At 55.4% G+C, this 20895-nt stretch carries 17 protein-coding genes; 5 read left to right on the forward strand and 12 right to left on the reverse strand.

Going from position 1 to position 20895, the window contains the following annotated elements; all coding sequences use genetic code 11:
- Positions 1-1533, reverse strand: coding sequence for a diguanylate cyclase DgcJ (gene dgcJ / locus AC236I_RS11350; protein ID WP_004862624.1), 1533 nt, complete (start codon positions 1531-1533; stop codon positions 1-3).
- Between the two features lie 93 nt (positions 1534-1626).
- Positions 1627-1797, reverse strand: coding sequence for a hypothetical protein (locus AC236I_RS11355; RefSeq protein WP_004862622.1), 171 nt, complete (start codon positions 1795-1797; stop codon positions 1627-1629).
- 254 nt (positions 1798-2051) lie between these two features.
- On the opposite strand from AC236I_RS11355, the gene metQ reads away from it, so the two are divergent.
- Positions 2052-2867, forward strand: a complete 816-nt coding sequence (metQ, locus tag AC236I_RS11360; RefSeq protein ID WP_004862619.1) for a methionine ABC transporter substrate-binding lipoprotein MetQ — start codon at positions 2052-2054, stop codon at positions 2865-2867.
- Positions 2868-2922: 55 nt separating this feature from the next.
- On the opposite strand, the gene yedF is transcribed toward metQ, so the two are convergent.
- The 4 genes from yedF to AC236I_RS11380 form a co-directional block, all read right to left on the reverse strand.
- The gene (yedF, locus tag AC236I_RS11365) at positions 2923-3156 is read right to left on the reverse strand and encodes a sulfurtransferase-like selenium metabolism protein YedF (RefSeq protein WP_004862615.1); all 234 of its coding nucleotides are present in this window, start codon (positions 3154-3156) and stop codon (positions 2923-2925) included.
- A complete protein-coding gene (gene yedE / locus AC236I_RS11370) occupies positions 3153-4364 on the reverse strand; it encodes a selenium metabolism membrane protein YedE/FdhT (RefSeq protein ID WP_004862613.1) in 1212 nt (403 codons plus the stop codon). Before yedE ends, yedF begins: the two co-directional genes overlap by 4 nt.
- Positions 4365-4552: 188 nt before the next feature.
- Complete coding sequence (gene ydfZ / locus AC236I_RS11375) at positions 4553-4756, reverse strand: putative selenium delivery protein YdfZ (RefSeq protein ID WP_004862611.1); 204 nt, start codon at positions 4754-4756, stop codon at positions 4553-4555.
- A gap of 164 nt (positions 4757-4920) precedes the next feature.
- Positions 4921-6543, reverse strand: coding sequence for an inorganic phosphate transporter (locus tag AC236I_RS11380; protein WP_015584211.1), 1623 nt, complete (start codon positions 6541-6543; stop codon positions 4921-4923).
- 187 nt (positions 6544-6730) lie between these two features.
- On the opposite strand from AC236I_RS11380, the gene AC236I_RS11385 reads away from it, so the two are divergent.
- Positions 6731-7759 (forward strand): CorA family divalent cation transporter, encoded by a 1029-nt coding sequence (locus tag AC236I_RS11385; RefSeq protein WP_004862606.1) that lies wholly within the window; start codon positions 6731-6733, stop codon positions 7757-7759.
- Between the two features lie 70 nt (positions 7760-7829).
- Here the strand turns inward: AC236I_RS11385 and AC236I_RS11390 are convergent, their stop codons facing one another.
- Together AC236I_RS11390 and malX are read right to left on the reverse strand one after the other, a co-directional pair.
- Positions 7830-9002 (reverse strand): MalY/PatB family protein, encoded by a 1173-nt coding sequence (locus AC236I_RS11390; protein ID WP_044351032.1) that lies wholly within the window; start codon positions 9000-9002, stop codon positions 7830-7832.
- Between the two features lie 49 nt (positions 9003-9051).
- Entirely contained in the window at positions 9052-10644 is a 1593-nt protein-coding gene (gene malX / locus AC236I_RS11395; RefSeq protein ID WP_004862603.1) for a maltose/glucose-specific PTS transporter subunit IIBC, read from the reverse strand.
- 174 nt (positions 10645-10818) lie between these two features.
- On the opposite strand from malX, the gene AC236I_RS11400 reads away from it, so the two are divergent.
- The gene (locus tag AC236I_RS11400) at positions 10819-11847 is read left to right on the forward strand and encodes a Mal regulon transcriptional regulator MalI (protein WP_004862601.1); all 1029 of its coding nucleotides are present in this window, start codon (positions 10819-10821) and stop codon (positions 11845-11847) included.
- A gap of 178 nt (positions 11848-12025) precedes the next feature.
- On the opposite strand, the gene AC236I_RS11405 is transcribed toward AC236I_RS11400, so the two are convergent.
- The gene (locus AC236I_RS11405; protein ID WP_004862598.1) at positions 12026-13570 is read right to left on the reverse strand and encodes a YdgA family protein; all 1545 of its coding nucleotides are present in this window, start codon (positions 13568-13570) and stop codon (positions 12026-12028) included.
- A gap of 98 nt (positions 13571-13668) precedes the next feature.
- Entirely contained in the window at positions 13669-14847 is a 1179-nt protein-coding gene (manA, locus tag AC236I_RS11410; protein WP_104897259.1) for a mannose-6-phosphate isomerase, read from the reverse strand.
- A 196-nt stretch (positions 14848-15043) separates the two neighbouring features.
- On the opposite strand from manA, the gene fumA reads away from it, so the two are divergent.
- Complete coding sequence (gene fumA, locus AC236I_RS11415; RefSeq protein WP_004862594.1) at positions 15044-16690, forward strand: class I fumarate hydratase FumA; 1647 nt, start codon at positions 15044-15046, stop codon at positions 16688-16690.
- Between the two features lie 144 nt (positions 16691-16834).
- On the forward strand, positions 16835-18235 hold the full coding sequence (fumC, locus tag AC236I_RS11420) for a class II fumarate hydratase (protein ID WP_015584215.1): 1401 nt from the start codon (positions 16835-16837) through the stop codon (positions 18233-18235).
- On the opposite strand, the gene tus is transcribed toward fumC, so the two are convergent.
- Together tus and rstB are read right to left on the reverse strand one after the other, a co-directional pair.
- Positions 18225-19157 (reverse strand): DNA replication terminus site-binding protein, encoded by a 933-nt coding sequence (gene tus / locus AC236I_RS11425; protein ID WP_004862589.1) that lies wholly within the window; start codon positions 19155-19157, stop codon positions 18225-18227. The two genes, fumC and tus, sit on opposite strands and share 11 nt — an antisense overlap.
- 83 nt (positions 19158-19240) lie before the next feature.
- On the reverse strand, positions 19241-20542 hold the full coding sequence (gene rstB / locus AC236I_RS11430; RefSeq protein ID WP_487608805.1) for a two-component system sensor histidine kinase RstB: 1302 nt from the start codon (positions 20540-20542) through the stop codon (positions 19241-19243).
- Positions 20543-20895 lie beyond the last annotated feature (353 nt).

A 20895-nucleotide genomic window follows, 5' to 3' on the forward strand; every position in this document is an offset into this window, starting at 1 on the left:
TTATTTACCGGGTACGGCATGTTTATTTCTTTTGTGAACGTACAACAGCTGATCGGATTTGTTGATCGCGCTTTCAAGAGAATCGCCAGCTTCTAATGGATAGTTGCCATGCGAAAAGGAGACCCGCTTGTCTTTATCGGTATGGCGCAGGTTTTCTTTGATGCGGGCGATGACGTCTAAGCTTTTCGCGTAGTCGGTATCGAAGAGAATTAATAGAAATTCATCGCCGCCAGCACGGATGCCATAGTCACTTTTACGAATCGACTGCTCGATAGCGCGGCCTAATGACTGAATGACTTTATCGCCCATATGGTGTCCGAGGGTGTCATTGATTTTCTTCAGACCATCGCTGTCGATAGACACCAGCGTAACAGGAATATGCTTTGCCAATGCCGCGTCTATTTTATGACTTAGCGCGTCGTTCAACACTTTTCGGTTATAAAGGCCGGTCATGGTATCCGTAATATTATCTTTGGACAGTTCAGCATGACGTGCCATTTGCTTTTTCGTGTAGCGACAAAGCAGCCAGGTGCTGAGGGCATAGATGAATACCAGCCATAAGTTATTGATAATAAAATAGATAAGGTCAAGTTTAACATTCAGCTTATATAACGGTGTTAAGTTCGCCTGGTATTTAATGATGTTAATAGATTTGAGTATCGAACGATGGAAATAAATATCACCAGCGGTTGACTCATCCGTGACATACAGTGACAGGAAGCGCCAGAGTACCGGGCGGTCCGCAGTGTAAAACGCAGTGGTCAAATCATCAATATTAACATCGGTGACAATGATGCCTTTGATTAAACCGTTCTGAAAAACTGGCGTGAGCATACTAATTATATTTTTCTTGGTGTAGCCGTCCCGGTAAATATGGGAAGTGATGCTCTCACCATGGAGTAAATCGTTCAATGCGCGACGATCGATGCTGATAGTATGGGCGCTGCGAGTGATATCGATCACGTTATCATCACGGACTAACCAGTTATCAAACTGGTATTTATTAACGTCAATGATTTTATTAATATAAATATAATTATTGATCAGATCGATATAATAGCGGATATTATTGAAAATGTAGCCGCGATAGCTGGAGAAGGTATATTTTGACACCGATATCCGATGATCATTTTGAATAACAGAAAGCGCAGGAACATCCTCGGCCCAGACCTGGCAGTCCGCATTCCGGGTTTGCAATGTCCCGTTTAAACCACGATATGTCTGGTTGCTAAGGTTTAACCCCTGAACACCGTTGGCCGATTCAAGATGTTCGCACACCTTGTCACGCTTATTCTTTTGCACACCTGGCGAGGCAGGCAAAACTGAAAAAGCCCGGGAAAGCTGGAACGCCATATTCTGGTTGATATATTCCGCATGGGAGAGCGCGGATCGTCCATTTTCCGCCACGTAGCCCATATATCTTTCCAGATCGCGGTATTCACGCGTGATGAGACCGATGAAAATTGAGGTGGTCAGAATCACGATCAGCGTATTGATATACCGGAAATTAACGGAAAAGATTTTGGTGTCCATACTCAATGACCTGTGTGCCTGAAGCGGTGATAACCCAGGTCCGATGGCGCTGGAGCACTGGTAATGTAACGTCCCCGAACGTCAACGTTTTCATCAATAAATGAGAACAGCAACGACAAAGGGATGGGTATATTTCTGCCAGCGGTGTTTATTTTTCATGCGTGCCCTCCGGCTGGCAATAAAATCATCAAGTAATATGCTGGAACAGGCGGACTCATCGAATACGCTTGCGTTCAGCCATGGTTCACTGACCTCATCAGCCATGAAAAATCCCTTTCATCCGTTAGCTGATTGAAATTTTAATCTTCATTAGCCAATTTTTCCAGTGAGTTAAACTATAATTTCGTCGCCTCCGTGACAGCTCCGCGAGGAAAACTCAGCCATGAGACAGGCTCATAGCCAATCGCTATAAATCATAGTGAATCAGTCTTTAATATCGCCAATGATATTTCCTATAGTCTCAGGCGCTACTTTTCCTGCTATAAGCGGCAGGCTATTTTAAAAAGGACTCTGGGATTATGGTTTTTACGCTGAAGAAGTTTGCTGTTTCGCTGCTTGTCGCCAGCACCACGCTGCTTGCCGCCTGTGGCCCCGCCGGACAGGACCCGAATCATATCAAAGTGGGTATCAGCGCGGGGATCGATCAGCAGGTATGGGCGGTGGCGCAGAAGGTGGCGAAAGAGAAATATAACCTTGATGTCGAAGTCGTCACCTTTAACGATTTCGTTTTGCCCAATGAAGCGCTGAATAACGGCGATCTGGATATCAACGCTTTCCAGCACAAACCGTACCTGGATAAACAGATCCAGGAGCGCGGCTACAAGCTGGTTGAGGTGGGCACAACATTCGTCTATCCGATCGCCGCCTACTCGAAGAAAATACACGCCATTGATGAGCTACCTGAAGGTGCTCAGGTAGCCGTGCCAAACGATCCGACCAACCTCGGACGTTCGCTGCTTTTGCTGCAGAAGCAGGGCCTGATTACCCTTAAAGATGGGGTGGGTCTGCTGCCAACGTCGTTAGATATTGTGCACAACCCGAAGAAACTGAAAATCGTCGAGATTGAGGCGCCGCAGCTAACTCGCGCGCTTGACGATCGGCAAATTGCGCTTGCCGTGATTAATACGACATTTTCCAGTCAGGTTGGGCTCTCGCCAACCCGCAACGGGCTTTTCATCGAAGATAAAAATTCACCCTACGTCAATATTTTCGCTAGCCGGATTGATAACAAAGACAGTGCAAAGGTGAAAAACCTGGTGAAAGCGTATCAAAGTGATGAAGTCGCCGCTGCGGCAGCGGAGCTGTACAAAGGCGACGCGGTAAAAGGCTGGTAATCTGTATGGCATCAGGCCGGCGGCGGGAGCGCGTCACCGGCCTGGACGGGAGGGATTACTTCTGGATTAAATAGCGGATGGTTGGCCCGTCTTGTTGAATGTCCAGCACCGTATAACCGTAGTTGCGGGCATCCTGCGGAATGTTATTAATCGACTGCGGGCAATCGCTGACCACTTCCAGAATCTCCCCTTTTTTAAGCGAAGGCATCGCTTCCAGAGTGGCAACGGCCGGATAGGGGCAGGGTTCGCCTACCATGTCGAGACGATAATCGGGAACGATAGCTTTCATGCGGTTTCCTTAACATTGGCCATGGCGGCGGACTTCTGGCGGAAAAAGCGTTTCTCCCAGGCAATGACCAGCATCAGCGCGATAAATAGTAGCAGATAGGTCACCAGCAGGCCGCCAAAAGGCCCGAAGGTGGCCAGCAGATTGACTTTATCCCAGCTGGTGGCCAGCGCTGGGGATAAATCATCCCAGAAATAGGCCAGAATCGTCGAACCAATGACGTTGCCCAGTCCTACCCACCAGTAGTGAACCTGACCTTCAACGGCGCGGTACATCCAGCCGGTTTCACAGCCGCCGGCCAGCACAATACCGAAACCAAACAGCAGGCCGCCGATCACCGCATTCGGGCCTGCCCACATGATTTTGGGCTCCATGCCCAGCTGCACATAGCTGAAAATGCCAATCGCGCTCGCCGCCATCCCGAAGATAATCGCTTTGGCCATATAGGTGCGTCCGGTGATCCACATATCGCGGAATGCCGAAGTAAAGCAGATCTGCGCACGTTCAATCAGCAGACCAAAACCGACCCCAAACAGCATCGCCAGGCCGAGTTTAGGCTGATTGAGTGCAGTCAGTAATCCCCAGGCGATCATGGCGAAGAACACCAGCATTCCTGCGCGAAAACGACGCCGCGCCTGCGCCGGCTTTTGTGTGAGCGGCGAGGCCGCAGAAACTTTTTGTATCCTGACCGGAATTCGAAACAGGGGCAGTAGCGTAAAGCGTGCGCCAAACCAGGTCCCGATAGCTGTCGCGATGGCAAAGAACCAGGCGTGGAGGGAAAACTGAGGAATACCGGTAAAAAAGGCTGCCAGGTTGCAGCCCATCGCCAGGCGTGCGCCAAAACCGGCAATGATCCCGCCCGCTACGGCCTGAATAATACGGATCCGGCTGCGCGGCAGGCGTAATTTGATATTGTTTGCCCACAGCGCGGCGGCGAAACAGCCACCAAACATGCCGATAATCATCATGCCGTCAATGCGGGTTAACGGCGTCCCTTCGAGATGAATCAGTTTGAAATAACCCCACTGCTCGGTATGAACGCCGGCAAGTTGCAATAGCTGCCCGCCCCAGCGGGTAAATTCCCCGGTCACGGCCCAGAACGTGCCGGTAATACCGAAATAATAGGTGGAGAGAATACCGGCGGCGATAACCGCGGGGGCCGGTGCCCAGAATTTAATCAGGTAGGCCTGTTTGAACTGTTGCCATGTCATGAAAGATGCCTCTGAACTCAGAAGGTAAATTACCCCGGGCGGGGTGAAAGAAGGCGGGATAATACGCCGCTTATAGCGAGAAAACGCTCGATGGGATCAAAATGAATCGATCCGGCAACAAAAATAAAGGCCACCGCGGCGGCCTTTATTCTCTTTCGGCAGGGCGACGAGCCATCGCCGGGAGGTAATTAATGAAAGCCCAGCCGAATAAGGCTCATTGGGCAATATAACCCTTCGCAGCCTTCTATTTCCACGCAGTCAGCGCGGCGTAATTGTTCCGCCGTTTTACCTTCGCCGTGGATGGCCTTAATGACGCCCGTCACGCCATTTCCTGCCACCATAACCATGCTGCCTGTTGAGATAGCGTTACGGTTACGATCGTAAGTTTTCATGGTTTCCTCCTCTTATCAAAATAGCTGAACGGGATGGTTAGCGGCTTTTTAATACACCTTTTGCCAGTGAATTTTTTTGAGCTTTATCAAAATCATGGCTGTTTTTACCCATGAGTCCGCCCGTCAGGGCGACGGGCGGGAAGCGGGCAAATCTGCGCCGGTGGCTAGGACACTTTTGCGAACATCCAGTACAGCACCGCGGAGAGGATCACCGAGGCGGGCAGCGTCAGTACCCAGGCCATCAGCAGATTACGCACGGTAGAAAACTGCAGTCCTGAGCGATTTGCCGCCATGGTTCCGGCGATACCGGAAGAGAGGACGTGAGTCGTGGAAACGGGAAGGCCAAAAGCATCGGCGGCGCCGATGGTGCTCATCGCCACCAGTTCTGCGCTGGCACCCTGCGCGTAGGTCAGGTGCGTTTTGCCGATCTTCTCGCCAATGGTGACGACAATACGCCGCCAGCCGACCATGGTGCCCAGTCCGAGCGCCAGAGCAACGGCCACTTTGACCCAGAACGGAATGAAACGCGTGGCGTTATCGAGCTCTTTTTTCAGCGCATCGAGATTCTGCGATGTCTCCAGCGGCAGTTGGAGATCGGGGTTATTCTTCAAATGCTTGATAGTTTCCGAAGCCAGATACATATCGTTACGGGTGTTGGATACCGCCTGGGCCGGGATTTTATCTACCGAACCGTACTGGCGAATCTGGTCGCCAATAATGCCGGAAAGGCGCGCCAGCGCCGGTAATACGTCCGGCGTCAGCTGGCTGTCGCGCACATACTGGGTCAACACTTCACGAGGATCGGTGGGGAGGTTGCCCGGGAATTGTTTGAGCAGCCTGTTTTCGGTGACTTCGGCCAGCGCCGCGACCCGCGGTGCCTGTTCCGGCGGCAGAGTGCGGTTAAGCGCATAGGCAATGGGCATGGTCCCCACCAGAATCAGCATAATTAGCCCCATTCCCTTTTGCCCGTCGTTGGAGCCGTGGGCAAACGAGACGCCGGTACAGGTGAGGATCAGCAGACTACGGATCCACAGCGGCGGCGGCGCGTCATTTTCCGGTGCGGCGTAGAGCTGCTTGTTTTTGACGAAACGCTTTAACAGCAGCAGCAGGACGGCGGCGCAGACAAAACCGACCACCGGCGAGAGCAGCAAAGAATAGCCGACATTGACCGCCTGGCCCCAGTCGACGCCGCTGGTACCGTTGCGCCCGTGGATCAGCGCGTTTGAAACGCCGACGCCAATGATCGAGCCGATCAGCGTGTGTGACGAAGAGGACGGCAGGCCGAACCACCAGGTGCCCAGGTTCCAGATAATGGCTGAAAACAGCAGGGCATACACCATGGCAAACCCGTTGCCGGTACCGGCCTGCAGAATGAGTTCGACCGGGAGTAATGAAATGATACCGAAGGCCACCACGCCGCTGGAGAGCAACACGCCGAGGAAATTAAAAAAGCCGGACCACATGACCGCGACCGTCGGCGGCAGGGAGTGGGTATAGATGACGGTGGCCACGGCGTTGGCGGTATCATGAAAGCCGTTAACAAACTCAAAGCCGAGAGCAATCAATAAAGCCAGCCCTAATAAAAGAAAAGGCAGGTAGCTGGTATATACCGTTCCTGAACGGGCTACGTCGTTAAATAAGCTCACGGCGGAAAATGCGATGCCGATAGCTAATAAAAAGACAAAAAAAAGAACAGTTTTTTTACTGTTCTTTTGGTAAATCTTTGACTGGATGATTTGCGGGCTAAGGCCCGGCGCAACGCGTTGCGAGCTGCTGTTATCGCTCATCAGGAACCTTCCTTTAAACGTCAGACAGGATAAATTGTTACGGGTGACAGCGCTGAACTTATAAAACGCAGATGTCAGCCAGGTTTCCGTTTGATGAACAAATCATTAACCTTGCCAGGCTAAGAAAAATAGCGAAAGATGACTTTATTCGGGTCCGAACAGCATGCAATACAATCCTGAGGGATATATGAGTCAAGATGTCGCAGGAAAGATGTTAAAGCCCGATTTTGATATGGAAGTCTCCGGGTTGGTGTACGGTTTTCTTTTTCGGGAAGGGCATCAGCCGCTGCAAATCACCTCCCAGCAAGTATGCGCCCGCTTTCACGAGCTGGACGGCGAAAATGATTTCGTCTGGCTGCATCTCAATCTCAACCACGCAACCGCCGAGAAGTGGTTGATGAATCATTTCCCCGTTGCCGATTTTTTCTTTGAGGAGATCCGCGACGGCTCTCACACCACCCGCATTGAGCGCCAGGGCGACAATTTGTTTGCCGTGCTTAACGACGTCATTTTTCATCCCAAAGAGACCACCGCAGAAACATCGACGCTGTGGCTGTACTGCAGTCAGAAGCTGGTGGTGACGGCCCGCTATAAGCCGCTGCGCTTTATTGAATGGATGTTGCCGCGGCTGGCGACATTGCACGTGACATCCTCTACCGCGCTGCTGGCCTTTTTACTGGAGGAGCAGGAGGAGGTGCTGGAACAGGTGGTGCGCCAGGCCAGCCGCCATGTCGATGCCATCGAAGAGCGGCTGCTCAGTAACCACGTCCAGCGTAACCGCGCCGACCTGGCGCGCCTGCGGCGGATGCTCCTGCGCTTTCAGCGGCTGTTGGCCCCCGAACCGGCAGCCATGTTTCGACTCCTCAACCGGCCTCCGGCGTGGATCGATCGCTCCGTGGTTCAGGAGTTTCGTCAGTTCACCGAGGAGTTTACCGTGGTGCTCAACGATCTCTCCGGGCTGACCGAGCGTATCAGCCTGCTGCAGGAGGAGATCAGCGCCCGGCAAATGGAAAGAAGCAACCGCACGCTATATACCTTGACGGTCATTACCGTGCTGGCGTTACCGATCAATATTGTGGCGGGGTTCTTCGGCATGAACGTCGGGGGGATCCCGCTGTCCACCAATCATCACGGGTTTATCCTGCTGGTGCTGCTCGTCGGTGGATTTACCCTTGGGGCCGGATATCTGGCCTTTCGGCGACGGGACGACTTGTGAGCCGGGGATCCGGGCAGACTTGTCCGCGGCGTTTAACACGGCCGACGCCGTGCGGTACGCCGCGGTATCGCTATGCTAAAGCGCGCAGCGCGGCAATCAATCCGTTGACGCCTTTTTCCAGTTTCTCCCGGGGACAGCCGGCATTGAGGCGCACAAAACCAACGCCTTCTTCGCCGTAGGTATACCCGGGCATAATGGCGACCTTCTGTACCTCGATGAGCGCTTTTTGCAGCGCGCGGTCGTCTACGCCGAGCGGGCGCAGATCGATCCAGGCGAGATAGGTGGCCTGCGGCGGCTGCCAGTTCAGCTGCGGGAAGGCCTGATTGAGCGCCTGAGCAATATAGCGCATGTTGTCCTGCAAATAGGCCCGCAGCGCATCGAGCCACGGGGCGCCTTCACGGTAGGCGGCAATATGGGCGACCAGCGCCGGTACGGAAGGCGAAGAGAGGCCATCGCGACTCTTCAGAGCCGTGAGATAAGCTTCGCGGGATGCGGCATCATCAATCAGGCCGTAAGCCCCGGTAAACGCGGGAATATTGAAGCTTTTTGAGCCGGAGGTGAACAGCGCCCACGGCCCGCGAGCGACGTCGCACCACGGCGTATGACGATGCTCACCCCAACACATATCCATATGAATCTCATCGCTGATGACCTTCACGCCGTGTTTTTCACACAGCAGGGCCATGGCCTCAAGCTCCTCGCGGCGCCACACTTTCCCGGTCGGGTTATGCGGGCTGCACAGCAGCAGCAGCGTGTTGCGCGGCTCCGCCAGCGTGCGTTCAAGCTGCGCCATATCGCAATGCCACTGATTATCCCGCTGCGTCAGCGGCACCGATGCAACGCGACGCCGGTTTCCTTCAATGGTTTTATAAAAAGCGTCATAGGCCGGGGTATGGACGACCACACCGTCGCCTTCGTCAGACCACTGGCGAATCATCTCCGCTACCATGTAAATGACCGACGGGCCATAGACGATCGCATCGCGGTTAACGGGGCAGTGAAAACGGCTGGCGTACCAGTGGGCGACCGCGCCCAGAAACTCATCGTTTTTCCAGCGGCTGTAGCCGAACACGCCGTGCGCCAGGCGCTGACTGAGGGCATCAAGAATGCAGGGGGCGGTGGCGAAATCCATATCGGAGATAGTAAAGGGGAGCAGGTCGGCGGCGCCGAAGCGGTCGGCTACGTAGTCCCATTGCGTACACCAGGTGCCGTGGCGATCGACAGGCGTTGCAAAATCAAACATTGACACTTCCTTTATCAAAGCCCCCTCCGGGTCAGGAGGGGGCGGGCGTTTATGCCTGGACGGTATTCATCAGGACGGTCATTTCATCTTTCACCGACTGTACCTGAGGGCCGATAACAACCTGCAGGTTATGCTGATTCAGCTGTACGACGCCGATGGCGCGGTTGGCTTTCAGCGCGGCGCTATCCACTTTACTCATGTCGTGCACCGACAGCCGCAGGCGGGTAATGCAGTTATCCAGGGAGACGATATTCTCGGCTCCGCCCAGCGCGGCCAGAATTGCCGGCACGTTGTAACCGGATTTACCGGTGACGCCGCTCACGGCTTTGTCAAAGGCCGTTTGGGTTTCGATATCGCGGCCCGGCGTTTTCAGGTTAAAGCGGGTAATGGCGAAACGGAAGATGCCGTAATACACCGCAAACCAGATGGCGGCAACCACCGGCACCAGATACCACTTGGTTGCCAGACCGTGCAGGATGCCGAAGACCACGAAGTCAATGACGTTCCCGTCGGTGTTGCCGATAGTGACGCCCAGCACCGCCATAATGGTGAAACCAAGGCCGGTCAGCAGGGCGTGAATAACATACAGTACCGGGGCGACGAACAGGAACAGGAACTCCAGCGGTTCAGTGGTGCCGCCGACGACACAGGCAATCACCCCGGAGATCAGCAGGCCTTTAATTTTATGACGGTTTTCCGGACGTGCGCAGTGGTACATCGCCAGTGCCGCTCCCGGCAGGCCGCCGAGGAATGCCGGCATTTTACCCTGCGACAGGAAGCGGGTGGCGCTTTCTGAGAAGCCGTGAGTTTCCGGGCAGCTTAGCTGCGCCTGGAAGATAGTCAGCGCGCCGCTGACGGTATGACCGCACACATCCATGGTCCCGCCCGCTTCGGTAAAGCGAATCAGCGCCACCAGAATGTGGTGCAGACCGAACGGCAGCAGCAAACGTTCGCCGGTGCCGAAGATCATCGGTCCGAAGTCGCCCGCGCTGTTAATCACGTGACCGAGCGCATTAATTCCCATGGCAAAGACCGGCCAGACGAGGGGGATAACCAGACCAACCAGCCCGAGCACCACGGTGGTGATAATCGGTACAAAACGCGTGCCGCCGAAGAAGGCTAATGCGTCAGGCAGGCGGATATTGTGAAAACGCTCGTGCAGCATCCAGACAATGATCCCGGCGATCACCGCCCCCAGGATCCCGGTATCGATCGACTGAATACCGATGATGTTCTGGATATTGTTGGCTTTCAGCACCGCGGCATCGGTCGTGGGGAGAATCCCTTTCGCGGTGAGCCAGAAGTTCACCGCCAGGTTCATGACCGCATAGCCGACGAAGCCGGCGAAAGCCGCCACGCCTTTATTTTCACGCGCCAGCCCCAGCGGAATCGCGATACAGAACATCACCGGCAGGAAGCTAAAGGCGAAGGAGCCGACTTTGCTCATCCAGACAAACACAGCCTGCAGCAGCGGAATATCGAGCCATGGCAGCAGGGTGAGCACATCGTGGCTGCTTAAAGAGCTGCCGATCCCCAGCATGATCCCGCAAAAAGAAAGCAATGCCACGGGCAACATAAACGTTTTTCCTAACTGCTGGAAAAACTCCCACAAGGTAATTTTTGGTGTCGTTTTTGCCGTCATTAACACGAATCCTGATTTTTTAAGTTATGGGTAGGGTGTAACGCTACGGCAAGATAAAACGTTTTATCACTTTTTAGTGCGATAAAAATCACATAATCAGGCGAAGATAACGTTTATAAAGGTAACCCATTGATAAAACGTTTTATCGACCGCCACAGGGAGACGGTTGCAGTTATGGCTATCGCAAAAAAGATCACCATTAACGACGTTGCGCAGGTGGCCGGAGTGTCGGTGAGTACGGTCTCACTGGTGCTGAGCGGCAAAGGCCGGATATCGTCGGCCACCGGCGAGCGCGTCAATCAGGCGATTGAACAGCTGGGTTTTGTGCGTAACCGCCAGGCGGCTGCACTGCGCGGCGGGCAGAGCGGCGTGATTGGTCTTATCGTGAGCGACCTCTCCAAGCCGTTTTATGCGGAGCTTACCGCCGGGCTGACCGATGCGCTTGAGGCCGAGGGGAAAATGGTCTTTCTTACCCAGGGCGGCTACGGTGGGGAAAAAATGCGTCAACGTTTTGAAACCCTGATTTCGCAGGGTGTAGACGGGGTGATTATTGCCGGTGCTATCGACAAAGGTAGCGAACTGCGCGATCGCGCCGCGGAGGTTGGTATGCCGCTGGTGTTTGCCTCCCGCGCCAGCTACCTCGATGATATCGACCTTATCCGCCCGGATAATATGCAGGCCGCGCAGATTGTCACCGAGCATCTGATCCGCCGCGGACACCAGCGCATTGCCTGGCTCGGCGGACAAAGCGCGTCGTTGACGCGGGCGGAGCGGGTGGGCGGATACTGCGCGACGCTGCTGAAGTACGGTCTGCCGTTTCATAGCGAATGGGTCGTGGAGTGCGAATCCAGCCAAAAGCTGGCGGCCGAAGCAATGGCCTCGCTGCTGCGGCAGAATCCGACCATAACAGCCGTGCTGTGTTACAACAACGTGATTGCCACCGGCGCCTGGTTTGGCCTGATGCGAGCGGGACGCCAGAGCGGTGAAGACAGCGTGGAGAGCTATTTTGAACAGCGCGTGGCGCTGGCGGCTTTTGCCGAAGTCCCGGAAAGCGCGCTGGATGATGTGCCGTTGACCTGGGTCACCACGCCTGCGCGCGAGATGGGCCAAAGCCTGGCGGAATGTATTCTACGGCGTCTGGAGAAGGGGCAGATGAGCGCGAGAAATCAAATTATGCCCCCGCGGCTGGTGACCCGAAAATAGCCCCTCGAAAGGGCTCAGATGTAAACTATGGTTCCCGCATTCTGGCCCGGTGGCAGTTACGCCTTACCGGGCCTGCGTGATTGTAGCGGTTGCCACGTCTCCGGTAGGCCCGCGCAAGCGAAGCGTCGCCGGGCACTGACCGGTAAACTGAGCCCCTCGAAAGGGGCTAATCGCGAGATTACTGCTGCGGCGCGACCGGCGGCGCCACTTCTTCTGGCAGGGTTTCCTGCGGTTCGGCGCCAGGGGCTGCCGGCAGAGTAAAGCCAAACATTCCGGCGAACTCATCCAGCGGCATTTTCTGCCCGTTCAGGGTGACCTGACCTTCGGCGTATTGCAGACTGGAGGTGATCGCGTTGTCTTCCATCGCGGTAATGCGGAACATCTGGCCCATGGCGGCAAGACCTTTCACCTGCTGGTCTGCCAGTTTAGCCGCATCTTCCGGCTGGTAGCCTTCGAGGCCGGCAACCTGAGTCATAAATGCGGTGGCCATATCGACCGGAATGACCAGCTTGCTGTCGAGCGACTTGACGCTGCGATCCACTTCATCCGCCAGCGTTTGCGGTTCAGCGGTGGTCAGCGCCGGGTCTTTCAGCAGAACAGACATATTAAAGGTGCTTTCCCCTTTGGCGTTGCGCCAGCTCAGCGGGGCGATAGTCAGCGACGGGTTACCCTTCAGTAAAATCGGTAGCGCTTTAAAGAAGGTTTCCGTCAGCGCCTGCTGGTACAGCTCAGGATTCTGCGCCAGCTGCGGGTTCGCCATCAGCGCCTGCGCTTCGGCATTGTACTGCTGGCTGAACTGATGCCAGGCCTGGCCGTCAAGATTCGCCAGCTTGACGGTCAGTTTACCGCTGCCGATATCCTGGTTTTGCAGCTTCAGGCTGTTGACGGTGTAATCCAGCTGGCTGTTAATCCCTTTACCGTCTTCAGTCAGCGAAGACTGGCCATCGATGTTCATGCCTTCCAGCAGGGCCAGCTCTTTCCCTTCAACGCCAATCGACAGCTTCTCCAGGGAGATTTTCTGCTTACCGATGCGCTCATTGAAGCTGGTCATCTCGGTGGCGCCGTCGGTTTTCAGGTTATTGAAGTTCAACTGAACTTTCTGGTTGTATTCATTCAGCGCGTTGATCTGACCGCTGCTCGCTTCGCCGCTCAGACTCACCGATTTGCCTTCCGCATCCGCATCGAGCTGGAACTGACCGCCGCTGAAGGTGACTTTCTCATCGCCTTTCGCGTAGTCCAGTGGTCTCAGGTCGATAGCCGACCGGCTGTCGCCGCTGTAGGCAATCCGGGTATTGATGGTAAACGGTGACTCGCCTTTGGCGATATCAAACAGCCCTTTGCTGGCATCGTTATTGACCAGCGTGGTTCTGACGGACGCCATCGCCGGGGCAAGCTGGCCGGATTTCAGCGCTGCCGCCGGGAAGGGGCCGTGATCGACCACTTCATCAAACACCAGCGACTGCCCGGCCGCCAGCCAGCTGTTCTCTTTACCGGCAACCGGCTTCACTACCAGCTGCAGGTGGCTACTGAATACGCCGCGCTGATAGTTTTGCCATGACAGCTCGACGCCCGCTTCCGGCGCGCTGCTCTGTAGCTGCGCATTAGCCTGTTGCACTACCTCGGCGAGGTGGCTTTCCAGCTGTTTCCCTGTGTACCAGGCGCCACCTGTCCAGATGACGCCCAGCGCCACGATAATTCCTGCTGCGACCAGCGATTTCTTCATAGCATTTGTCCATAAATAAAACCAGGCGGATCGAGCCGCCTGGTCATGTTGTCATGATGAGGGAAAGTCTAGCAAGCGCGACTAAAAAGTTCAGTAACTTACTTGAGCTTATTAAAGACGCGCGCCAGACGACCGCTGCCGCTGACCGCGACCGGCGACTCGTTACAGCCAATAAAGGCCGACTCACCGGCTTTCAGGGTCAGACGCTGTTCACCTTTACGCAGAACCGCTTCGCCTTCTACGCAGAAGATGATAGCCGCGCTCTGCTGGTCGAGGGTGGATTCCTGTGCCGAGAGATCGTGCAGGGAGAAGGCGAAATCATCGACCGGAATCGGGAAATCCAGCTCCGCGGCCTGTTTCACCGGCTGAGTCAGCAGCTCGCCTGCCGGCTTGGCAACGAACTTCACGTTGGCAACCAGCTCAGGAATATCAATGTACTTCGGCGTCAGGCCGGCACGCAGCACGTTATCCGAGTTGGCCATCACCTCCAGCGCCACGCCCTGCAGGTAGGCGTGCGGCGTTTCGGCGAACAGGAACATCGCTTCGCCTGGATTCAGCTTCACCACGTTAAGCAGCAGCGGAGAGAACAGGCCGCTGTCGTCGGGATAGAATTCGGCGATCAGGCGGATGGTCTGCCACGGTTCGCCCTGTTGGTTATCCAGCGCCGCTTGCAGCACGCGCAGAGCCTGCTCTTTTTCTTCGCCTTGCATATTGAGCAGGCCGGCGAACAGCTGGCTTAAATGTTCAGCATCCGGGTGACTGAGGAATTCGCCGATGGCCGGGTGCGCGCTGGCAACCGGCTGCAGCAGGGCGGCAATCTCGTTAAATTCGCGGAACGCGTTCATCGCCAGGAATGGCGTCAGCGCAAAGACCAGCTCCGGCTTGTGGTTAGGATCTTTATAATTACGTTCAGCGGCATCCAGCGGAATGCCGGCGGCGTTCTCTTTGGCAAAGCCAATTTCTGAAGCCTGCTTGTTCGGATGAACCTGAATGGAGAGCGGCTGGGCGGCGCAGAGCACTTTAAACAGGAACGGCAGTTCGCCGAAACGCTGTGCAACCTTGTCGCCGAGCAGGGCGGACTTGTCGCCGTCAATGATCTGGCGCAGCGCGTGCGGGCGACCGTCAGCGTCGAGAACCTGCGAACTGCTCTTCGGATGCGCGCCCATCCACAGCTCTGCCATTGGCAGGTTGTCCGGGTTGGCGATACCATAAAGTTCCGTTAATGCGGTGTGACTTCCCCAGGCATAGTTCTGCACTGAGTTAATGAGCTTTTGCATTCTCAATCCCTGTTTCCACATGATAATAATCGCTCTATTAAACCAGCAAACCGCCGAGAAGCAACTGCTGAAAGAAAAAGTCGTCCCTGTCTCAGTTTTTGTTAAAATTTTGTGTAAAATTGATCGACTCGCTTTTCTACAGGCAAATGGAGTGTCTGCCTGAAATATAATCAGCCCAGCAGTAAGTGAGAGCACAATGTCGAATAAACCGTTTGTTTATCAGGATCCTTTTCCCCTTAAAAAGGATGACACCGAGTATTATCTCCTCAGTCGTGACTACGTCTCTGTCGCCGAATTCGCCGGCCAGGAAGTCCTGAAGGTTGAACCTCAGGCGCTGACCCTTCTGGCACAACACGCTTTCCACGATGCTTCCTTCATGTTGCGCCCGGCGCACCAGCAGCAGGTCGCCGATATCCTTAACGACCCGGAAGCCAGCGAAAACGACAAATACGTCGCCCTGCAGTTCCTGCGCAACTCCGATATCGCGGCCAAAGGCATTTTGCCGACCTGCCAGGATACCGGTACCGCAATCATCACCGGTAAAAAGGGCCAGCGCGTCTGGACCGGCGGCGGCGATGAAGCGGCGCTGGCGCAGGGGGTGTATAACACCTATATCCAGGATAACCTGCGCTACTCGCAGAACGCGGCCCTGGATATGTATAAAGAGGTCAACACCGGGACTAACCTGCCGGCGCAGATCGATCTGTATGCCACCGACGGCGACGAATACAAATTCCTCTGTATCGCCAAGGGCGGCGGTTCGGCCAACAAGACCTATCTGTATCAGGAAACCAAAGCGCTGATTACCCCGGCGAAGCTGAAAAGCTACCTGGTTGAGAAGATGCGCACCCTCGGCACCGCGGCCTGTCCGCCGTACCATATCGCCTTCGTGATTGGCGGCACCTCGGCGGAATCGACGCTGAAAACCGTGAAGCTGGCATCGACCAAATATTATGATGGCCTGCCGACTGAAGGTAACGAACACGGCCAGGCGTTCCGCGATATTCAGCTGGAGCAAGAGCTGCTGCTGGAAGCGCAGAATCTCGGCCTCGGCGCCCAGTTCGGCGGCAAATACTTCGCCCACGATATCCGCGTAGTGCGTCTGCCGCGCCACGGAGCCTCCTGTCCGGTCGGCATGGGCGTCTCCTGTTCCGCTGACCGCAATATCAAGGCCAAAATCAACCGCCACGGTATCTGGATTGAGAAGCTGGAAAGCAATCCGGGTAAATACATTCCGGAGCCGCTGCGTCAGGCCGGTGAAGGTGAAGCGGTGAAGGTTAATCTCAATCAGCCGATGAGCGAGATTCTGGCACTGCTGTCGCAGTACCCGGTATCGACCCGGCTGTCGCTCAGCGGTACCATCATCGTGGCGCGCGATATCGCCCACGCGAAGCTGAAAGAGCTGCTGGATAACGGCGAAGCGCTGCCGCAGTACGTGAAAGATCATCCGATCTACTACGCCGGTCCGGCGAAAACGCCCGATGGCTATGCCTCAGGTTCGCTCGGTCCAACCACCGCGGGGCGCATGGACTCCTATGTTGATCTGCTGCAGTCCCACGGCGCCAGCATGGTGATGCTGGCAAAAGGCAACCGCAGCCAGCAGGTGACCGACGCCTGTCACAAACACGGCGGATTCTATCTCGGCAGCATTGGCGGCCCGGCGGCGGTGCTGGCGCAGCAGAGTATCCGCAGCCTGGAGTGCGTGGCGTATCCGGAACTGGGGATGGAAGCTATCTGGAAAATCGAAGTGGAAGATTTCCCGGCCTTCATCCTGGTGGATGACAAAGGCAACGATTTCTTCCAGCAGATTCAGACCTCGCAGTGCACACGCTGTGTGAAATAATCTAAGCCGCCCTCCGGGGCGGTTTTTTTATGTCGTTTAGCGGCACGAACGAGCAACATAATCTTAAAAATTTGACCAATACTTAACCCTTTATAGCAGGTGAGCTTTGTCGTAATTACGTACTTTGTATTCAAGGAGAAAGTAATGACAACGCATCGCAGTGAAAGAGACTCAATGGGCGCTATCGAGGTGCCTGCCGATAAGCTATGGGGCGCGCAGACCCAGCGTTCGCTGGAACATTTCCGCATCTCGACGGAAAAAATGCCGGGCGAACTGATTTATGCGCTGGCGCTGACCAAACGGGCGGCGGCGAAAGTTAACCAGGATTTGGGATTACTGACCGCAGAGAAGGCCGGAGCGATTATTCAAGCCGCAGATGAAGTTCTGGCCGGCAATCATCCCGATGAATTTCCGCTGGCCATCTGGCAGACCGGTTCCGGCACGCAAAGCAACATGAACATGAACGAAGTGTTGGCCAACCGCGCCAGTGAGCTGCTGGGCGGCGTGCGTGGCATGGAGCGCAAAGTTCATCCTAACGATGACGTTAATAAGAGCCAGAGTTCCAACGATGTCTTTCCAACCGCGATGCATGTCGCGGCGATTATCGCGCTGCGCGAAGCGCTCATCCCCCGGCTCACGGTGCTGAAACAGACGCTGAGTGATAAAGCTGCGGCCTTCAACGACATCGTTAAGATTGGCCGCACGCACCTGCAGGATGCGACGCCGTTAACGCTGGGGCAGGAGTTCTCAGGTTGGGTGGCGATGCTGGAACACAATCTCCGCCATCTGGAGCTGAGCCTGCCGCACCTGAGCGAGCTGGCGTTGGGCGGTACCGCCGTTGGTACCGGTCTGAATACCCATCCGCAATATGCCGTTCGCGTAGCGGAAGAACTGGCGACCCTCAGCGGCCAGCCGTTCGTCACTGCGCCGAATAAATTTGAAGCCCTCGCGACCTGCGATGCGCTGGTTCATGCCCACGGGGCGCTGAAGGGGCTGGCGGCTTCGTTGATGAAGATTGCCAACGATGTACGCTGGCTGGCTTCCGGCCCGCGTTGCGGGATTGGCGAAATCGCGATTCCGGAAAATGAACCCGGCTCATCCATCATGCCCGGCAAGGTTAACCCGACGCAGTGCGAAGCGCTGACGATGCTGTGCTGTCAGGTTATGGGGAATGATGTGGCGGTCAATATCGGCGGGGCGTCCGGTAACTTCGAACTGAACGTATATCGTCCGATGGTAATTCATAACTTCCTGCAATCGGTGCGTCTGCTGGCGGATGGGATGGAGAGTTTTAATGAACACTGTGCGACCGGCATCGAACCGAACCGTGAACGGATCGCTCAGTTGCTCAATGAGTCACTGATGCTGGTCACGGCGCTGAATACCCATATTGGCTATGACAAAGCGGCGGAGATTGCCAAAAAGGCGCATAAAGAGGGGCTGACGCTCAAAGCCTCCGCGTTAGCGCTGGGCTATCTGACGGAGGCCGAATTTGACAGCTGGGTGCGCCCGGAAGAGATGGTGGGCAGCATGGCTACTCGTTAGCCAGCCACAGATGCAGTCGCGGGATAAGTAACCTGAGCGACTGCGCCTGCGGCTTATAGCGATACTGCACATTATCCGCATCGTAGTTCAGTAACTCGCCGATATCCGGCACGCTCACCCCCTGAGTGCCGGATATCAGCGTGATAAGCGGGCCCGGGCAGGCGTACTGCACCTGTTTCTGTTCACCGGCGTACCAGACGCGTGCAATAGGCTGGACCTTCACCGGCCGCTTGATCTTAAGTTTTGCCCGCTGCGGCAGAGCGGCGACATCCTGATATTCTCGCTCCAGTTTGCTTTGCCACTGTTCACGCGTCCAGGGCGGCACCGCGCGCGGCGATTGCAGACTTTTTTCCAGCTGCTGCAGCACCTCATCACGGGTGAGATTTTTAATCACGTGCTTATTAGCCCAACCGAAGCGAAGGGTGCTTGGGTCGCATAGCACCGTCAAGGTACGGTAGGCGCTGAGGGTGATAAGCCCCGGCAGATGACGGTGCACCCATTCAAAACGTGCCGCGGCGGGCAGGCCGGAATCAACGGTGACAATCTTTTCGAAAGCGGCTTTCAGCGCGTTAATGCGAGAAATGCTCTGCAGTAACGCCGCCTGTTCTTCGCCATCGGTTTGCAGGCAGATGGCGCCGGGGAGGCGGACCGCAGCCTTACTGCTACGGCTTTCTGATTGCTGTTGAATGAACAGATGGCTGTAGTGTTTCAGCGCCATCTCCAGCGCCGGTTGACCGGTGTGCTGAACCACCTGAATAGTCTCCAGCGGATCGTGTTCCGTCTCTTTACTGACGGCCGGCAGTTCAAACACCCGGGCGGCCAGTAGTCGACAGGCGCGCAGGCGTTGCTGGAGCATCTGTAGCTCGCGTTCCAGCTGGCGAAAGGTGTCATTCAGACGTTCAACGAGATCGTAGCTGGCCATAGCGCCCACCTTAGTTACAACATACTGTTTAGTTTTTAACTATACGCAGGCCGAAGCACCTGCGCAAGAGGGTCAGGCAGTACTCAAAGAGCGCTCAAATTGGGCAGCTGGTGATAGATTGGCCAGCTAAAACAAAAGCGAGCGCCGCCCAGAGAGCTGGCGCCGCAGCTCACCTCGCCGGACATGGCCTGGGCGATACTGTGGACGATCGCCAGCCCAAGCCCGCAGCCGCCGGTGGCCCTGTCACGGCTAGGATCGAGACGGACAAAGGGCTCAAACACCCGCTCGCGCTCCTCCGGGTCGATGCCCGGACCGTCATCTTCAACCTGTAAAGTTGCGCGCGAACCCTGTAGCGTGAGGCTGACCTGAATTCGCTGATTGCTGTAGCGCAAAGCGTTGTTGACGAGATTGTCCAGCACCCGTTCCATCAGACGCATATCAAGCGCGCCGTAATCCCCGGCGACCACCTTATGTAACGTCACATCGCGTTGGGGATTCACCATCTGAATCTCTTCAACGTGCGCCGCTATCCAGGCGGGAAACTCAGGCGTCGTCAGGTGTAGTTCGTTCTGCGGTCGGTCCAGACGGGCGTAGGTCAACAGCTCCTCGATTAAGGCTTCCAGCTGCCCAATATCGCGGTTCAGCGCCTGGGATTCCGCTTCGGTCAGGTTTTCACTCATCTCAAGGCGATAGCGCAGACGCACCAGCGGAGTACGCAGTTCGTGGGCAATGCCGTCGATCAGCAGCTTCTTGCTGGCGATTAGCGCGTTGATATTGTCGGCCATCTGGTTAAAGGCCACGCCCAGACGCTCGAAGCTGGACATACTGTCGAAATGAATGCGTTCGGTGAAATGCCCCTCGCCAAAGCGTTGTGCTGCGGTCTCAAGACGCAACATATCCTGCCAGTGGGGGCGCATCCAGATGAACACCGGAAAGGCCAGCGAAATGGCGATGAAAGCCATTAAGGCAACATCCAGCAAACGCATCTCGTGGAGGAAGTAGAGATAGGGGACGGGGCCCACCGACAGAACATAGTGGCTTCGCGGAATGCGTTGAATAAAGGTGTATTCATCATCGAGGGCGACAATATCCCCGGCGCGCAGATGCTGCATGGAGTTTTCCGACAGCTTAAATTTGCTCAGCGGCTCAATATGCAGATCGAACGACAGATTAAGATCCAGCTCCTTTAGCGTTTTGCTCCAGTCGCGCGGTGGGATTTCCCGCAGCTCGCTGCGCATCAGATACAACGAGCTTTTCATCAGATCGTCCAGCGACTGCCGGCCCGCACGTTCGGCGGTGAATTTATACACCAGCCCCACCAGCATGGTCATCACCAGGAAGCAGACGAACAGCAGAAGGTAAAACTGCACAAACAGCTTTTTCATTAAATCTCACCTAAAAATCAAAAAAGTTAACTACCTGTCTTTTACCTTCATGGGCACGATGGAGCATTGGTATAACCACCAGAGCGCTGATTCCTCAACGAACCCGATCGTTAGCAAGGGCACTTATCCCGGCAGAATATACGTGAAAAGCATTTCTGCGTGGATAAATGCCCGACTTGATTCGCTATAAAAGCAGGGTTCGCACCGGCTGACAACACCTGGCATGCGTAAGTATGACGCAGTTAATTGGCACGGCGACGAATACTCGCCCTACGTACAGTGGCTTCCTGTCGCGATTTTAGTACTGATAACGGCCAGGAGCGAAAGACGTGTCTCCTGAACAAAAACAGCTA

It is taken from the genome of Klebsiella sp. Sb-30 (assembly GCF_057652795.1).

What these genes read in the sequence shown, in the direction of transcription:
- ydfZ (WP_004862611.1), bottom strand. Translation starts at nt 4,756, where the DNA reads ATGAAAACTTACGATCGTAACCGTAACGCTATCTCAACAGGCAGCATG.
- yedF (WP_004862615.1), bottom strand. Translation starts at nt 3,156, where the DNA reads ATGAAAGCTATCGTTCCCGATTATCGTCTCGACATGGTAGGCGAACCC.
- AC236I_RS11380 (WP_015584211.1), bottom strand. Translation starts at nt 6,543, where the DNA reads ATGAGCGATAACAGCAGCTCGCAACGCGTTGCGCCGGGCCTTAGCCCG.
- AC236I_RS11400 (WP_004862601.1), top strand. Translation starts at nt 10,819, where the DNA reads ATGGCTATCGCAAAAAAGATCACCATTAACGACGTTGCGCAGGTGGCC.
- AC236I_RS11385 (WP_004862606.1), top strand. Translation starts at nt 6,731, where the DNA reads ATGAGTCAAGATGTCGCAGGAAAGATGTTAAAGCCCGATTTTGATATG.
- AC236I_RS11405 (WP_004862598.1), bottom strand. Translation starts at nt 13,570, where the DNA reads ATGAAGAAATCGCTGGTCGCAGCAGGAATTATCGTGGCGCTGGGCGTC.
- malX (WP_004862603.1), bottom strand. Translation starts at nt 10,644, where the DNA reads ATGACGGCAAAAACGACACCAAAAATTACCTTGTGGGAGTTTTTCCAG.
- dgcJ (WP_004862624.1), bottom strand. Translation starts at nt 1,533, where the DNA reads ATGGACACCAAAATCTTTTCCGTTAATTTCCGGTATATCAATACGCTG.
- tus (WP_004862589.1), bottom strand. Translation starts at nt 19,157, where the DNA reads ATGGCCAGCTACGATCTCGTTGAACGTCTGAATGACACCTTTCGCCAG.
- yedE (WP_004862613.1), bottom strand. Translation starts at nt 4,364, where the DNA reads ATGACATGGCAACAGTTCAAACAGGCCTACCTGATTAAATTCTGGGCA.
- fumC (WP_015584215.1), top strand. Translation starts at nt 16,835, where the DNA reads ATGACAACGCATCGCAGTGAAAGAGACTCAATGGGCGCTATCGAGGTG.
- AC236I_RS11355 (WP_004862622.1), bottom strand. Translation starts at nt 1,797, where the DNA reads ATGGCTGATGAGGTCAGTGAACCATGGCTGAACGCAAGCGTATTCGAT.
- AC236I_RS11390 (WP_044351032.1), bottom strand. Translation starts at nt 9,002, where the DNA reads ATGTTTGATTTTGCAACGCCTGTCGATCGCCACGGCACCTGGTGTACG.
- fumA (WP_004862594.1), top strand. Translation starts at nt 15,044, where the DNA reads ATGTCGAATAAACCGTTTGTTTATCAGGATCCTTTTCCCCTTAAAAAG.
- manA (WP_104897259.1), bottom strand. Translation starts at nt 14,847, where the DNA reads ATGCAAAAGCTCATTAACTCAGTGCAGAACTATGCCTGGGGAAGTCAC.
- rstB (WP_487608805.1), bottom strand. Translation starts at nt 20,542, where the DNA reads ATGAAAAAGCTGTTTGTGCAGTTTTACCTTCTGCTGTTCGTCTGCTTC.
- metQ (WP_004862619.1), top strand. Translation starts at nt 2,052, where the DNA reads ATGGTTTTTACGCTGAAGAAGTTTGCTGTTTCGCTGCTTGTCGCCAGC.